Origin of the sequence: Streptomyces sp. NPDC002044, from assembly GCF_040296725.1 — a bacterium.
In the GTDB taxonomy this organism is placed as follows: Bacteria; Actinomycetota; Actinomycetes; order Streptomycetales; family Streptomycetaceae; genus Streptomyces; species Streptomyces antarcticus.
Genome location: NZ_JBEOXU010000148.1, coordinates 1 through 14165 on the forward strand (window position 1 = coordinate 1; position 14165 = coordinate 14165).

The following is a 14165-nucleotide window of genomic DNA, read 5'->3' on the forward strand; positions in this document are numbered from 1 at the left end:
ACGACGCGGGCGAGGAGGAGGAGCTGCCGACGCGGGCCGACGCCGAGATCGTCTGGCTGCATCGCGGTCCCGTACGCGGGGACCGCACCGCGGCGGCGCCGGGTCCGGCCGCCCGTCAGGAGCCGGAGGAGAGCGCCTTCTCGGGTGCGGGCTTGACGGGGACGGGCGGACGGGGCGCCCTCCCGGAGCGCAGCAGCGTGAGCGCCGGGCTGGTGGCGGCCGTCGTCACGAGCGCCATCAGCACGAGCATGGTGAACAGCTCCGGCCCGATGACGCCGAGTTCGAGGCCGACGTTGAGGACCACCAGCTCGGTCAGCCCCCGGCAGTTCATCAGCGCCCCGATCGACATCGACTCCCGCCACGGTCTGCCGCAGGCCCGGGCCGCCGCCGTCGCGCCGCCCCATTTGCCGAGGACGGCGACCACGAGGATCGCCCCCGCCCACAGCCACAGCTCGGGCGCGGCCGTCAGGCCCCCGATGTCCGTGCGCAGCCCCGTGTGGACGAAGAACAGCGGCAGCAGCACGGGCACGGCGAAGGCCCGCAGCCGCGCCGCGGACGCCTCGATGCGGTGGCCCGTGCGCGGGGTGACGACCCCGAACAGGAACGCGCCGAACAGGGCGTGCACGCCGATCCGGTCCGTGGCCAGCGCCGACAGGCTCAGACCGCTGAACAGCGCGACGAGCACGATCCCGTCCTGGTACCGCTCGGCGCGCGCCGCCCAGCGGGCCAGCAGCGGCCTCACCAGGTAGAACATGACGAGGGTGAAGGCCACGGCGAGCGCCGCCGTGGCCGCCGCCTCCATCGGGGAGCCGGCCGAGGACAGGGCCACCACCAGGGCGAGCAGGCACCACGCGACGACGTCGTCCACGGCCGCGCAGGCCATGGCGAGCGCGCCGAGCGGGGTCCCGTACAGCCCCCGGTCGATGAGGATCCGGGCCAGTACGGGGAACGCGGTGATGCTCATGGCCACCGCGATGAACAGGGTGAACGGCACCTGGCCCACCCCGTCCGGCGCGAAGTCGCCGTACATCGCGAGCGCGAGGAGCGCGCCGAGGGCCAGCGGCAGCAGCATCCCGGCCTGGCTGACGGCCACCGCGACGCGGGTGTGCCCGCGCAGGCTCTTCAGGTCGAGTTCCAGCCCGACCAGGAACATGAAGGCCAGCAGCCCGAGCTGACCGAGGACGGAGGTGTACGGCAGCACGGCCGGCGGGAAGAGCCAGTGCTGCGCGTCCGGCCAGAGCCAGCCCAGCAGCGAGGGGCCCAGCAGGATGCCGGTGGCGATCTCGCCCACCACCGGCGGCTGGCCGAACCGGCGGAAGAGGGCGGCCCCCGCCTGGCAGGCGAGGATCACCACGGGGACGGCGACCAGGAGCGCGGGCATCGGGTCAGCGGATGACACGGGTACCTCCTTCGGCGGTGGCGGCGGGCCGGACGAGCGGGGCGGCGGGCAGGGAGGCGGGCAGGGCGGCGGCCGGCGGCGGCGCCGAGGCCGCATCGGACCAGAGCGCGTAGCGGCGCAGCCCGTAGAGCAGGGGCTGCGGATCGTCCCGTACGGTCACCCGGCCGACCTCGGCGAACACGGCCGTATGGTCCCCGAACCGGACCGTCCGCACCACGGCGCAGTCCGCGACGGCGTGGGCGTCCTCGGTCAGGTGCGGCCCGCCCGCGCCCAGCGGCAGCCGCCACTCGGTACGGTCGAACCGGTCGGGCGCCCCGGAGGCGAACAGGTCGGAGGTGCCGCGGGCCCGCTCGTGGAGCAGGTTCAGGGCGAAGTGGCCCTGGGCGAGGAGCACGGCGAGCGTCGGGCTCGCGGCCCGTATGCACACCACGAGGGTGGGCGGCTCCAGCGCGACGCTCGCGACGGAGCTGCACGTCAGCCCGTGCGGCGCGGCGTCCGAGTCCAGGGTGGTGACGACGGACACCCCGGTGGGGAAGGCTGCCATGAAGGGCCGCAGGTCGGCCCGGCGGCTCCCGGCGGCCGCGGACTCGTCCGGGGCGTCCGGCGCCGCGGGCTGCTGCTGTTGTGGTGCGGCGGGATGGGGCGCGGAGTGGTGGGGCATGTCTGACTCCTGAGGTGGCTGAAACACTGCGGCCCGGCAGCCGGCGGGAGAGCCGTGCTGCCGGGCCGTGGGAGCGGGGACCGACCGGCGCGCCCGAGGGGCGGGCGCGGTGGCCGGGAAGCCTTACGCGCCGTGCAGTTGGCGCAGGTAGTCGTATGCGCTGGGCAGGGTCTCCAGCAAGTTCTGCTGCTGGCGCTTGACGGTGTCGAAGAGCGGCTCGGCGCCGGCGACCGATTCCGGCCGGTGGGCGAGGGAGGGCAGCGGGGCGTCCGGCTCGAGGCCGAGGCCCGCGAAGATGCAGTAGTAGCTGCCGTTCGTCCAGAAGTTGCGGAACTCCGCCTCGAAGTTGCCGTAGTAGGTGGACTCGTCGGTGATCGGCGAGTTGATGGGCAGGCCGGCCTTGTAGGCGGAGATCTTCTGCTGGATGTTGTCCGGGAGCGTCAGCGTCTTCTGCGCCTGCCAGAACGGGGTGTCGTTGCGCGGCGCGTAGAAGAAGTGCGCCTGGATGAAGTCGCGGGTGTCGTCGAACATCACCTCGATCTCGTTGTTGAAGCTGTCGATCAGACCCTTGTTGAAGGTCTTGTCCGGGAAGTGCTTGGCCAGCTGGTAGATCGCCGCGGTGATGAAGTAGATGCCGGTCGACTCCAGCGGCTCCAGGAAGCAGGACGACAGACCGATGCTGACGACGTTCTTCACCCACGCGCGGCGGTTGCGGCCGACGCGGAAGCGGATGTGGTTGAACTTCGTCTCCTCCACGTCCAGGCCCCACATGTCCGCGAACTCGCGGGTGGCGGTGTCCTGGTCGGTGAACTTGCTGGAGTACACGTAGCCGGTGCCGAAGCGCCCCAGCATGGGGATCTTCCAGGCCCAGCCGGAGGACATCGCGATGGACGAGGTGTACGGCTCGACGCCGTTCGCCTCGTCGTCGTGCGCGACGGCGGTGGCCACGGCGCTGTCGCACAGCAGGTGGTCGCTCATGTCGACGAACGGCTCGCCCAGCGCCTGGTTGATCAGCAGGCCGCGGAAGCCCGAGCAGTCCACGAACAGGTCGGCCTCCAGGGCCAGTCCGCCCTTGGTGTGCAGCCGGGTCACATAGCCGCGGTCGTCCTGCTCGACGCGCGTCATCTCGTCCTGCACGTGCTTGACGCCCTGCTTCTCCGTGGCGAAGCGGCGCAGGAAGTCGGCCACGAGCTGGGCGTCGAAGTGCCACGCGTACCGGGTGGCCGGGCGGCCGTCCAGCCAGCGCGGCGCCTTCATCGCGTCCATCACGGGGGGCTCGCGGAAGCAGGCGTAGTCGAACGGCTCCGTGGTGCGCCCCTCGTACTTGCGCTTGAACCAGTAGTGCGACAGCGGGGTGTGGTCGTAGTCGGGAAGCAGGCCGAACGGGTGGTAGAAGTGGTCCGGGCCGCCGTCCGGGAGCTCGCGCGCCGTCGCCTCGCCCTGCCCGCCCGTACGCCAGTTGACGAAGCGCACGGCCATCTTGAAACTGGCGTTGCACTCCCGCATCCATTCGTCCTCGGCGATGCCCAGGTAGTCGAAGAACGACCGCTGGAGGTTGGGCACCGTGGCCTCGCCGACGCCGATGCGCGGAATGGAGGGCGCCTCCAGCACGGTGATGTCGACCGTGCCCTGGAGCGCCTTCCCGAGATACGCGGCGGTCATCCAGCCGGCCGTGCCGCCGCCCAGGATGACGACCTTCTGAAGCCGGGTGTCGGTGCTGGTCATGAAACAGCCCTCATTTCGGAGTCGGCGGTTCGGGTGGTCGTGCTCATCAGGGTGGAGAACCGGCCTATCACCGCTCTACACAGTGCCGTTCCGGCCGTTGTAGAGCGCTTGTAGGCCCCCCGAACACACTCGTCGCAGGCAGAGCGGCAGGCGCAGACCACGGGGAGGGCTCCATGAGCACCGCAGCGATCGAGACAGCGGAGCCGAGGGTACGGGTGCGCTTCCTCGGCGACTTCGAACTGACCGTCAACGGCGCCCGCGTGGAGCGCTGGAGGGCCGGCAAGGCCCGCGGCCTCTTCCAGTACCTCGTGGTGCACCGCGGCCAGATGCTCACCCGCGACCGGCTCTACGAGTCCCTGTGGCCCGGCACCGACAGCACCGCCGGCAGCTCCCTGAAGGTCGCGGCCCACGCCCTGCGCCGGGTGCTCGACGCCCACCCCGACCACCCGGGCGACTCGGGGATCCGGCTGGTCTACCGGGACTTCGGGTACGTCCTGCACGTCAGCGGCCTGTGGTCCGACCTCGACCGGTTCCAGGAGCTGGTGCACACCGGCCTGCGGGCCTCCGTGGCCCGGGACGCCCCGCTCGCCCGGGCCCGGCTGCGGGCGGCGCTCGACCTGTACGGCGGCGAGTTCCTGCGCGGCGAGAGCGCCGACTGGGTCGTCGAACAGCGCGAGTACCTCAGGGCGCTCGCCCTGCGGGCCCTGGGCGCGCTGCGCGCCGACGCCGAGACCCGCGAGGACTCCGTCGAGCTGATAGAGCTCTGCAAGCGCACGCTGGAGATCGACCGCCACCACGAGGAGACCTACCGCGCGCTGATGTCCGCGCACGGCCGCCGCGGCGAACTCGCCTGCGTGCGGCGCTGGTACGAGCTGTGCGCCCGCCGGATGCGCGACGAGCTGGCCGTGGCGCCCGGCCGCGAGACCCAGCTGCTCCTGCGCGCCCTGCTCCCCGCCGCCGGCCGGTCCGCCGCCCCTTCGTACGTACCGCTGCCGCTAGGCGGCGGTCACGCGCCCTTCGACAGGTCCGGGCCGGAGCCCGTGGCCTCGATCGGGGGGAGGTCCGGCAGGGCCGTCTTCTCCTCGCCGCGGAAGGTGAACTTGGCGTCGTCGCCCTCACCCTCCTTGCCGACGACCACGATCTGACCGGAACGCAGCTCGCCGAAGAGGATCTTCTCCGAGAGCAGGTCCTCGATCTCGCGCTGAATGGTCCGGCGCAGCGGGCGGGCGCCCATGATCGGGTCGTAGCCGCGCTTGGCGAGCAGGAGCTTCGCGTCGCCGCTCAGCTCGATGCCCATGTCGCGGTCCTTCAGGCGCTCGTCGACCTTGGCGATCATGAGGTCGACGATCTGGATGATGTCTTCCTCGGTGAGCTGGTGGAAGACGACCGTGTCATCGACACGGTTGAGGAACTCCGGCCGGAAGTGCTGCTTGAGCTCTTCGTTGACCTTCGCCTTCATCCGGTCGTATCCGGTCTTGGTGTCGCCCTGCGCCGCGAAGCCCAGGTTGAACCCCTTCGAGATGTCCCGCGTACCCAGGTTGGTCGTCATGATGATGACCGTGTTCTTGAAGTCCACGACCCGGCCCTGGGAGTCGGTCAGACGACCGTCCTCCAGGATCTGGAGAAGGGAATTGAAGATATCCGGGTGGGCCTTCTCGACCTCGTCGAAGAGGACGACGGAGAACGGCTTGCGGCGCACCTTCTCGGTGAGCTGGCCGCCCTCTTCGTAGCCCACGTAGCCGGGGGGCGAACCGAAGAGACGGGAAACCGTGTGCTTCTCGCTGAACTCCGACATGTCGAGGGAGATCAGCGCGTCCTCGTCGCCGAAGAGGAATTCGGCGAGCGTCTTCGAGAGCTCGGTCTTACCGACACCGGACGGACCGGCGAAGATGAACGAGCCACCCGGGCGCTTCGGGTCCTTCAGACCCGCACGGGTACGGCGGATCGCCTGGGAGAGCGCCTTGATGGCGTCCTTCTGGCCGATGACCCGACGGTGCAGCTCGTCTTCCATGCGGAGCAGTCGCGAGGACTCCTCCTCGGTGAGCTTGAAGACGGGAATGCCGGTCGCGGTCGCGAGGACTTCGGCGATGAGCTCGCCGTCGACCTCGGCGACGACGTCCATGTCGCCGGCCTTCCATTCCTTCTCGCGCTTGGCCTTCCCCGCCAGCAGCTGCTTCTCCTTGTCGCGGAGAGACGCCGCCTTCTCGAAGTCCTGGGAGTCGATGGCCGACTCCTTGTCGCGGCGCACGCCCGCGATCTTCTCGTCGAACTCGCGGAGGTCCGGCGGCGCGGTCATCCGGCGGATGCGCATCCTGGAGCCGGCCTCGTCGATCAGGTCGATCGCCTTGTCCGGGAGGAAGCGGTCCGAGATGTACCGGTCCGCCAGCGTCGCCGCCTGGACGAGGGCCTCGTCCGTGATGGAGACGCGGTGGTGGGCCTCGTAGCGGTCCCGCAGGCCCTTGAGGATCTCGATCGTGTGGGGGAGGGAAGGCTCCGCCACCTGGATCGGCTGGAAGCGGCGCTCGAGGGCCGCGTCCTTCTCGAGGTGCTTGCGGTACTCGTCCAGCGTCGTGGCACCGATGGTCTGGAGCTCACCACGGGCCAGCATGGGCTTGAGGATGCTCGCCGCGTCGATCGCGCCCTCGGCGGCGCCCGCACCCACGAGGGTGTGGAGCTCGTCGATGAACAGGATGATGTCGCCGCGGGTGCGGATCTCCTTGAGCACCTTCTTCAGGCGCTCCTCGAAGTCACCGCGGTAGCGGGAACCGGCGACCAGGGCACCGAGGTCAAGCGTGTAGAGGTGCTTGTCCTTGAGGGTCTCGGGGACCTCGCCCTTGACGATCGCCTGCGCCAGGCCCTCGACGACGGCGGTCTTGCCGACGCCGGGCTCGCCGATGAGGACCGGGTTGTTCTTGGTCCGGCGGGACAGGACCTGCATGACCCGCTCGATCTCCTTCTCGCGCCCGATGACCGGGTCGAGCTTGGATTCGCGGGCGGCCTGCGTGAGGTTGCGGCCGAACTGGTCCAGGACGAGCGAGGTCGAGGGCGTGCCCTCGGCCGGGCCGCCGGCCGTGGCCGACTCCTTGCCGCCCCCGGTGTAACCGGAGAGCAGCTGGATGACCTGCTGCCTGACCCGGTTGAGGTCGGCGCCCAGCTTCACGAGGACCTGGGCGGCGACGCCCTCGCCCTCGCGGATCAGGCCGAGCAGGATGTGCTCGGTGCCGATGTAGTTGTGGCCGAGCTGGAGGGCCTCTCGGAGCGACAGCTCCAGGACCTTCTTCGCCCGCGGGGTGAAGGGGATGTGGCCGGAAGGGGCCTGCTGCCCCTGTCCGATGATCTCCTCAACCTGCTGGCGAACAGCCTCGAGCGAAATCCCGAGGCTCTCCAGGGCCTTAGCGGCGACACCCTCACCCTCGTGGATCAAGCCCAGGAGGATGTGCTCGGTGCCGATGTAGTTGTGGTTGAGCATCCGGGCTTCTTCCTGAGCCAGGACGACAACCCGCCGCGCGCGGTCGGTGAACCTCTCGAACATCGTTTATCGCTCCTCAGAGCGGTCGGGCAGTTCGGGGTCGGTCCCCGCCCTGTCCTTCCGCATGCTAGTCCCGCGGGGCGGGACAGCTCATTCCAACTGCCGACATCCGTCCGCGGCTCACCCCCACGTCGGTGAGGAAAACCGGCCTGAACAGCCGACAACTGCTCCAACCCGATAGTGGGAGACGATGTTCCCGCAGGCCAGACAGATACCCGTCACGCGTGTACGCCGATGGCGAACGGGAGCCGCACAAATCAGCGTGTCGCCCCGATCCACTAGGAATGTCTTACCCGCCGTGACGGACACTCCATGCCGGTGACGCCGGTCCACTCCGCTAAGGGCGAACACGGTTGCGTCCCGAATGTGAGACCCCACCACCGCGGATCTTTACGTTCCGCATTGATCCGCGTGCGGTGCGTCACACCGGCCGTAACCCCCCGGGCATTCGGGAGTTGCTCCGGGCATGGCCGTCAGCAGCGTCACCGTCCCGTCGCCCCGCGTACCGCCCGGCGAGGACGCGTACGCCTCCTGGTACGAGCGGGTGCTCGGCTGGACCGTCGTCGGCGGACCGCCGGCCCAGCTCGTCACCGGAACCCGGTTCGACGTCCTGGAACTGCCGTCCGACGCGGGGGCCGCCCTGCTGCGCGGGCCGGTCGCCACCGGGCCGGTGGCCCTGATGGGGCGCCGGATGCGGTTCCTGGTGGCCCCGGGCAGCGCCGACGAACTCGACGGGCTGCTCGCCTGGCTGGAGTGGGGCGGGGTGGCCCTGGATCTCGCCGCCCTGGGTGAGGGTGGCCGGATCACCGCTCCGAAGCCGCCCGGGGCTCCCTCCGGAGAGGGCCCCCGGGAGGCCGCCGTCTGGCTGCGGCCCCCCGAGAAGGGGTGTGAGGCGCTCCTGCCGTCCCTGCCCGCTCCCGGGAAGGGCGCCGGGCCCGCGGGCGGGCCCGATCTCGTACGCCTGGTCGCGGCGGCGGCGACGCAATGCCACCGGGCGCGATTGCGGCGCACGCACCGGACCCGTCAGCCCTGGGTCTTCTCGTAGGCCTCGCGGATCTCGGCCGGGACGCGGCCGCGGTCGTTCACGTTGTAACCGTTGTCCTTGGCCCACGCGCGGATCGCCGCGGTGTCCGGGTTACCGGTCGTCGCCGAGGCGCGGCCCTTGGCGCGGGCGGCGTTGGCACGGCCACCGGTGCGGCGGCCGCCCTTGGCGTACGGGTCGAGCAGACCGCGGAGCTTTTCAGCGTTGGCGGTGGTGAGGTCGATCTCGTAGGTCTTGCCGTCCAGAGCGAACGTCACCGTCTCGTCCGCCTCGCCGCCGTCGAGGTCGTCGACAAGAAGGACCTGAACCTTCTGTGCCACCGGGATTTCCTTTCATCGAAAAGCAGTACGCGGAAAGGAAACCGCTTTTGCGGGAAAAACACAAACCCCCGGGGAGAGGTTCGAGACCGCAACAGGGCGGGAAACGTGCGCGATTCGGACATAGGCCGCGGGTGCGTGGGACACGGGAAAAGCCGCGGTGATCGATCAGAGGTGCAGAAGCATGCGACTGTTGCCCAAGGTGTTCGGCTTCACTCGTTCGAGACCGAGGAACTCCGCGACGCCCTCGTCATAGGAACGCAGGAGCTCGATGTACACATCGGTCTCGACCGGCGTCTCGCCGATCTCGGTGAACCCGTGCTTCGCGAAGAAGTCCACTTCGAAGGTCAGGCAGAAAACCCGGCTCACCCCGAGCGCCCGTGCCGTCTCCAACAACTGCGACAGCACCCGATGACCGACGCCGCCGCCCTTCAACTCGCGGTCCACGGCGAGAGTGCGCACTTCGGCGAGGTCTTCCCACATCACGTGGAGAGCGCCGCAGCCGACCACCTCGTGGTCCGAGTCGCGTTCCGCGACCCAGAACTCCTGGATGTCCTCATAAAGGACCACCGGGGCTTTGTCGAGCAGGATCCGCTGCTGCACGTACTGGTCGAGCAGGCGGCGCAGCGCGGGAACATCACGGGTGCGGGCACGGCGGATCGTCACTGTTTCTGCGGGTGCAGCGGAAAACTCTCCCATGGGTCCGGACGCTATCGCCCCGGACCGTCGGGGTGCTCGCCGGAGCGCTCTTCCCCTTCGCCCGCGGCGGGAGCGGAGGCCGGGACTTCCGCGGATTCCGCGGCCGCGGCGACGGCGCCGGCCGCGGCGGTGACCGTGTCCGCGGCCTCGTCGTCGTGCTGGACGATCCGGACGGCGTCCCGGAGGGCTTCGCGCTGTTCCGCCGACATCATGCCGAAGAAGGCGACGAGGGCGGCCGCGGGGTTGTCACTCGTCGACCAGGCTTCGTTCATCAGTGCGGCCGAGTAGGCGGGGCGGGTGGAGACGGCCGTATACCGATAGGCGCGTCCTTCCGCCTCACGGCGGACCCAGCCCTTCTGGTGAAGATTGTCCATCACGGTCATGACCGTGGTGTAGGCGATGGACCGTTCCTGCTGGAGGTCTTCCAGTACTTCCCGAACGGTGACCGGGCGGTTCCACTGCCACACCCGCGTCATGACGGCGTCTTCGAGATCTCCCAAGGGGCGAGGCACACCAGCACGATAGTGCGGATTGGGGTGAATTGCCCGGCCATCGCGGCGGCAACGCGCAACAAATCGGGCGCACGGCCGCGGTGGCCGTACGCCCGTGGTGCCCGAAGGCTCTGCGGTGCTACTTCCGGGGCTGCCGGGCGGCCTCGGCCCGGGCGAGCACGGCGTCGACCGCCGCGTCCTCCTTGGCCTTGTTGGCGCCGCCCTGGGTCTTCACGATCGTCACGACGAGAGCGATGAAGAACGCGGCCATCACGATGGGGGGCACGAGCGCGGAAACGTAGTCCATGCCCCTCAGCCTAGCTACCCGGCGGCTCGGCCCTCCGCCGGGGGCGGGCCGGGATTGCGGCGCGGCGGGAACACCTCGCCCGGGGTGGGGACGGGGCGTTCCGGCTTCGGCCGGTCCTTGGGCTGCGGCGCCGGAACGGGCGGCCGCCCGGACTCGCCGCCGCCGCCCTGGCCCCCGGCCAGTGCCAGCAGCCGGGTGCGGGGCGCGGGGGCGGTGCGGAGCCGTCGGCGTACGGAGCGCTCGGCGACGGCCTGGGCCCGGTCCAGCACCGCCGCGGCGAGCGGGTTGGCCCGCAGGGCGCGCAGGGCGGCGAGGTCGTCCGGCACCGGCTCGTATCCGGCGGCCAGGGCGTCCTGGAGCAGCTCCAGATAGCCGGAGAGGCTGCCGGGGAGCGCGCCCCGGTAGCGCGCGAGGTCCTCCAGGAGGAAGGCTCTGAGCCGGGCGGCCTCCGCGCCCGCGTCGTCCACCGACCGCGCGAGGCGCAGACAGTCCTGGACCTCCGCGGCCGACAGGGGAGCCGAGGAGGACTGGAGGGCGTGGGCGAGCGAGCGCCTGAGCACGTGCAGCTCAGCAGGGCTGAACGCCATGCCGCCGCGGGATCCGTAGGGCGTGGGCATGGGCCGAAGATACGCGCTAATCGGACAAAATCCCCTGACGGTGAGCGGCGTCGGCGCGGCGGGGGCGCCGACGCCTCCGGTCAGCCGGACTCTTTGACGGCGCGCAGGAAGTCGGCCCAGGCGGCCTGGGTCGTGGCGAGCACCAGGTGCGCCGGATCGGCGCGGTCGGCGACGCGCACGAGCGAACCGGGGGTCGCTGCGACGTGGACGCAGGCGTCCCCCTCGTCGCAGAACGAGGACTTCTGCCACACGGGCTGAGCGGTCATGGGGTCTCCTCCGGGCGCGGTCGCCGGTCATTCCTGTGAAGGGAAGGTAACGCCGCGGCGGCTTCGGGCCGGTCACATTGGCGGAATTCGGTGCGTCGGCCCCGGGCGCGGCGGGCGCGTACCCGCTCCGGCGCGCGGGCTCAGCGGTCCGCGCGGGCGGTCCCGCACCCCGCTCCGGGTGCCGGGGCGGGGCTCGGCGCGGGCCTCCGGCTACAGGCGGGCCGTGAAGGCGGCGACCGCCTCCCCGACCTCCCGCGGCGTCCACGACAGCCCCGGCTCCGTCACCTCCAGCTCCGTCATCGACAGGCCGGGCGGGCCGTCGGCGCACCAGCGCCGGAACAGAACCCGGCCGGTGTCCTCCGCCAGCCGCACGCCCGCCTCGGTCAGCCGGTCCGGTTCGTACGGGAGCCAGACCTGGAACTGGTGGGTGTGCGGCACCTCCGGGTGGACGCGGAACCACGGGATCCCGGCCGCCTCGAAGCCGTCCCGCAGTTCCCGCGCCACCATCCGCGCCTGCGCGACGTACCGCGGCAGGAGCGGCAGCTCCCGCTCCAGTCCGGCCAGGGCCGACAGCGCCTGGGGGAACTGCCGGAAGACCTGCCCGCCGTACCGGTGGCGCCAGACCCTGGTCTCCTCCACGAAGGACCTCGGGCCCGCCAGGCACGCGCCGCTGAGGCCGCCGAGCGACTTGTAGAAGGACACGTACACCGAGTCGGCCAGTGCCGCGATCTCCGCGAGCGGGCGGCCGAAGTGCACCGTCGACTCCCACAGGCGGGCCCCGTCGAAGTGGACGACCGCGTCCCGCTCCCGGGCCGCGGCGACCAGCGCCTCCAGTTCCTCCCACGAGGGCAGCAGGAAGCCCGCGTCCCGCAGCGGCAGCTCCAGCATCAGCGTGCCGAAGGGCTCCGCGAGGTCCCGGACCTCGGCGGGCGTCGGCTGGCGCGGCTCGACCGTCGGGTGCGCCACCCGCAGGCCGGAGACCGCCGACAGCGCGCCGCCCTCCCACCGCTCGGGGTGGGACATCGGGTGCAGGGCCACCACCGGGTCGCCGGTCCGGGCCGCCCAGCAGCGCAGCGCGACCTGCTGCGCCATCGTCCCGGTCGGGAAGAACGCGGCGTCCTCGGTGCCCAGCAGCCGCGCGACCCGGCGCTCCAGCTCGGCGACCACCCCGTCGCCGTACACGTCGGCCGGCTCGTCCATGGCGTACGGGGCGTCCCGGAGCAGGTCCAGCAGTTCCCCCACCGTCGGCTCCAGGAGGCTCCGGGACAGGGTGCGGTCCGCCCCCCGCCAGGCCGCCACCAGGCGCTTCGCGCGTGCGGTGTCCTCGTCGTGCTCGCCGTTGTCCTCGTTCATAGCTCCCGATCATCGCCGACCGGCCAGCAGGGCCAGGGGCTAGCATGGCGGCGTAACGTCCGGTACCCCCCGCGGACTGGAACGGAAGGCCCTCCCCGCGTGAACCCATCACAGCAGCCCCGCCCTGCCCGGCTGGCCGTCGGCGTCGTCGGAGCCGGGCGGGTCGGCCCCGCGCTGGCCCGTGCGCTCCAGCAGGCCGGGCACGTGCCCGTGGCCGTGTCCGGCGTCTCCGACGCGTCCGTGCGCCGCGCCGCGCGGCTCCTGCCCGACGTGCCGCTGGTCCCGCCCGCGCAGGTGCTGGAGCGGGCCGACCTGGTGCTCCTCACCGTCCCCGACGACGCGCTCGCGTCGCTGGTCGAGGGCCTCGCCGAGACCGGTGCGATCCGGCCCGGCCAGCTCCTCGTGCACACGTCCGGGCGGTACGGGACCGCCGTGCTCGACCCGGCGCGGCGCGCGGGCGCGCTGCCGCTGGCCCTGCACCCGGCGATGACCTTCACCGGCACCGAGGTGGACGTGCAGCGGCTGGCCGGCTGCGCCTTCGGGATCACCGCCCCCGACGAGCTGCGGCTCGCCGCCGAGGCGCTGGTCATCGAGATGGGCGGGGAGCCCGAGTGGATCGCGGAGGAGAACCGCCCGCTCTACCACGCGGCCCTGGCCCTCGGCGCGAACCACCTGGTCACCCTGGTCGCCCAGTCGCTGGAGCTGCTGCGCACGGCCGGGGTCGAGCGCCCCGACCGGATGCTCGGCCCGCTGCTCGGCGCGGCCCTCGACAACGCCCTGCGCTCCGGCGACGCCGCCCTGACCGGCCCGGTGGCCCGCGGGGACGCCGGTACGGTCGCCGCGCACGTCGCCGAGCTGCGCCGGCACGCGCCCGGCGCGGTCGCCGGGTACCTGGCGATGGCCCGGACCACCGCCGACCGGGCGCTCGCGCACGGTCTGCTCAAGCCCGAGCTGGCCGAGGACCTCCTCGGGGTGCTCGCGGACGAGGACGGCACCGGATGAGCCGGCTGCTGCTGCACACCGCCGCGGAGCTCCACGCGCTGCCGCGCACCGGCCGCCGGGCCGTGGTGATGACCATGGGCGCCCTGCACGAGGGGCACGCCACCCTGATCCGCACCGCCCGGGAGCAGGCCGGGCCGGACGGCCAGGTCGTCGTCACCGTCTTCGTCAACCCGCTGCAGTTCGGGGCGGGCGAGGACCTCGACCGCTACCCGCGCACCCTGGAGGCCGATCTCGCGATCGCCGGGGAGGCGGGCGCCGACGCGGTGTTCGCCCCGGCCGTCGACGAGGTCTACCCGGGCGGCGACCCGCAGGTGCGGGTCAGCGCCGGGCCCATGGGCGGGCGCCTCGAGGGGGCCACCCGTCCCGGGCACTTCGACGGGATGCTGACCGTCGTCGCCAAGCTGCTCCACCTCACCCGCCCCGACCTGGCGCTCTTCGGCCAGAAGGACGCGCAGCAGCTGGCGCTGATCCGGCGGATGGCGACCGACCTGAACTTCCCCGTCGAGGTGGTCGGCGTACCGACCGTCCGCGAGGAGGACGGCCTCGCGCTGTCCTCCCGCAACCGCTACCTCTCCCCCACCGAGCGGCGCACCGCGCTGGCCCTGTCCCGCGCCCTGTTCGCCGGGCGGGACCGGCTCGCCGCGCAGGCGGCGCTGCGGAAACCCCCGCTCTACTGCTGAGCCCAGTCCATGCGCGGCGCCTGACGCGGCCGGGCACGGTGGCGGACACGGTTGATCTCCTCCTCGTACTCCCGCTG

At 71.8% G+C, this 14165-nt stretch carries 14 protein-coding genes and 2 pseudogenes; 4 read left to right on the top strand and 12 right to left on the bottom strand.

Annotated elements, in window-relative coordinates; all coding sequences use genetic code 11:
• Nucleotides 1-115 precede the first annotated feature (115 nt).
• The 3 genes from ABT106_RS26585 to ABT106_RS26595 form a co-directional block, all read right to left on the bottom strand.
• A complete protein-coding gene (locus ABT106_RS26585; protein ID WP_351282054.1) occupies nt 116-1399 on the bottom strand; it encodes a cation:proton antiporter in 1284 nt (427 codons plus the stop codon).
• A complete protein-coding gene (locus ABT106_RS26590; protein WP_351282057.1) occupies nt 1386-2060 on the bottom strand; it encodes a flavin reductase family protein in 675 nt (224 codons plus the stop codon). The genes ABT106_RS26585 and ABT106_RS26590 overlap by 14 nt, the downstream gene beginning before the upstream one ends.
• A gap of 123 nt (nt 2061-2183) precedes the next feature.
• A complete protein-coding gene (locus ABT106_RS26595; RefSeq protein WP_267839915.1) occupies nt 2184-3785 on the bottom strand; it encodes a tryptophan halogenase family protein in 1602 nt (533 codons plus the stop codon).
• Between the two features lie 173 nt (nt 3786-3958).
• Here ABT106_RS26595 and ABT106_RS26600 point away from each other — a divergent pair.
• Nucleotides 3959-4723 (top strand): annotated as a pseudogene (locus ABT106_RS26600) (AfsR/SARP family transcriptional regulator); the annotation flags it as partial.
• 68 nt (nt 4724-4791) lie between these two features.
• Here ABT106_RS26600 and ABT106_RS26605 read toward each other — a convergent pair.
• Nucleotides 4792-7317, bottom strand: coding sequence for an ATP-dependent Clp protease ATP-binding subunit (locus ABT106_RS26605; RefSeq protein WP_351282061.1), 2526 nt, complete (start codon nt 7315-7317; stop codon nt 4792-4794).
• A gap of 463 nt (nt 7318-7780) precedes the next feature.
• Here ABT106_RS26605 and ABT106_RS26610 point away from each other — a divergent pair, with 463 nt between their 5' ends.
• A complete protein-coding gene (locus ABT106_RS26610; RefSeq protein ID WP_351282063.1) occupies nt 7781-8359 on the top strand; it encodes an SCO3374 family protein in 579 nt (192 codons plus the stop codon).
• Here ABT106_RS26610 and ABT106_RS26615 read toward each other — a convergent pair.
• The 7 genes from ABT106_RS26615 to ABT106_RS26645 form a co-directional block, all read right to left on the bottom strand.
• Nucleotides 8338-8676 carry a histone-like nucleoid-structuring protein Lsr2 gene (locus ABT106_RS26615; protein WP_351282066.1) on the bottom strand — a complete coding sequence of 113 codons (339 nt, stop codon included), beginning with the start codon at nt 8674-8676 and terminating at the stop codon, nt 8338-8340. The two genes, ABT106_RS26610 and ABT106_RS26615, sit on opposite strands and share 22 nt — an antisense overlap.
• Before the next feature lie 165 nt (nt 8677-8841).
• Nucleotides 8842-9372: an amino-acid N-acetyltransferase gene (locus ABT106_RS26620; protein ID WP_267723042.1), complete on the bottom strand. Its 531-nt coding sequence runs from the start codon at nt 9370-9372 to the stop codon at nt 8842-8844.
• An 11-nt stretch (nt 9373-9383) separates the two neighbouring features.
• Nucleotides 9384-9884 (bottom strand): BlaI/MecI/CopY family transcriptional regulator, encoded by a 501-nt coding sequence (locus ABT106_RS26625; RefSeq protein WP_351282069.1) that lies wholly within the window; start codon nt 9882-9884, stop codon nt 9384-9386.
• 118 nt (nt 9885-10002) lie between these two features.
• Nucleotides 10003-10170 carry a hypothetical protein gene (locus tag ABT106_RS26630; RefSeq protein WP_351282072.1) on the bottom strand — a complete coding sequence of 56 codons (168 nt, stop codon included), beginning with the start codon at nt 10168-10170 and terminating at the stop codon, nt 10003-10005.
• 14 nt (nt 10171-10184) lie between these two features.
• Nucleotides 10185-10787 carry a hypothetical protein gene (locus tag ABT106_RS26635; RefSeq protein WP_351282074.1) on the bottom strand — a complete coding sequence of 201 codons (603 nt, stop codon included), beginning with the start codon at nt 10785-10787 and terminating at the stop codon, nt 10185-10187.
• Between the two features lie 80 nt (nt 10788-10867).
• Complete coding sequence (locus tag ABT106_RS26640; RefSeq protein WP_351282076.1) at nt 10868-11053, bottom strand: DUF397 domain-containing protein; 186 nt, start codon at nt 11051-11053, stop codon at nt 10868-10870.
• 210 nt (nt 11054-11263) lie between these two features.
• Nucleotides 11264-12406: a threonine aldolase family protein gene (locus tag ABT106_RS26645; RefSeq protein WP_351282079.1), complete on the bottom strand. Its 1143-nt coding sequence runs from the start codon at nt 12404-12406 to the stop codon at nt 11264-11266.
• 99 nt (nt 12407-12505) lie between these two features.
• Between ABT106_RS26645 and ABT106_RS26650 the strand changes: the two genes are divergently transcribed.
• Both ABT106_RS26650 and panC read left to right on the top strand, forming a co-directional pair.
• Complete coding sequence (locus ABT106_RS26650) at nt 12506-13408, top strand: Rossmann-like and DUF2520 domain-containing protein (protein WP_351282082.1); 903 nt, start codon at nt 12506-12508, stop codon at nt 13406-13408.
• A pseudogene (gene panC, locus ABT106_RS26655) lies at nt 13405-14064 on the top strand (pantoate--beta-alanine ligase); the annotation flags it as partial. The gene ABT106_RS26650 and the pseudogene panC, both read left to right, overlap by 4 nt.
• Nucleotides 14065-14078: 14 nt before the next feature.
• Here panC and ABT106_RS26660 read toward each other — a convergent pair.
• A partial coding sequence (locus ABT106_RS26660) for a TraA-like protein (protein ID WP_502979483.1) occupies nt 14079-14165 on the bottom strand: 87 nt, incomplete at its 5' end.

Excerpts from the sequence above, each read along its gene's own strand:
- ABT106_RS26590 (WP_351282057.1), bottom strand. The coding sequence starts at position 2,060 with ATGCCCCACCACTCCGCGCCCCATCCCGCCGCACCACAACAGCAGCAG.
- ABT106_RS26595 (WP_267839915.1), bottom strand. The coding sequence starts at position 3,785 with ATGACCAGCACCGACACCCGGCTTCAGAAGGTCGTCATCCTGGGCGGC.
- ABT106_RS26605 (WP_351282061.1), bottom strand. The coding sequence starts at position 7,317 with ATGTTCGAGAGGTTCACCGACCGCGCGCGGCGGGTTGTCGTCCTGGCT.
- ABT106_RS26610 (WP_351282063.1), top strand. The coding sequence starts at position 7,781 with ATGGCCGTCAGCAGCGTCACCGTCCCGTCGCCCCGCGTACCGCCCGGC.
- ABT106_RS26620 (WP_267723042.1), bottom strand. The coding sequence starts at position 9,372 with ATGGGAGAGTTTTCCGCTGCACCCGCAGAAACAGTGACGATCCGCCGT.
- ABT106_RS26630 (WP_351282072.1), bottom strand. The coding sequence starts at position 10,170 with ATGGACTACGTTTCCGCGCTCGTGCCCCCCATCGTGATGGCCGCGTTC.
- ABT106_RS26635 (WP_351282074.1), bottom strand. The coding sequence starts at position 10,787 with ATGCCCACGCCCTACGGATCCCGCGGCGGCATGGCGTTCAGCCCTGCT.
- ABT106_RS26640 (WP_351282076.1), bottom strand. The coding sequence starts at position 11,053 with ATGACCGCTCAGCCCGTGTGGCAGAAGTCCTCGTTCTGCGACGAGGGG.
- ABT106_RS26645 (WP_351282079.1), bottom strand. The coding sequence starts at position 12,406 with ATGAACGAGGACAACGGCGAGCACGACGAGGACACCGCACGCGCGAAG.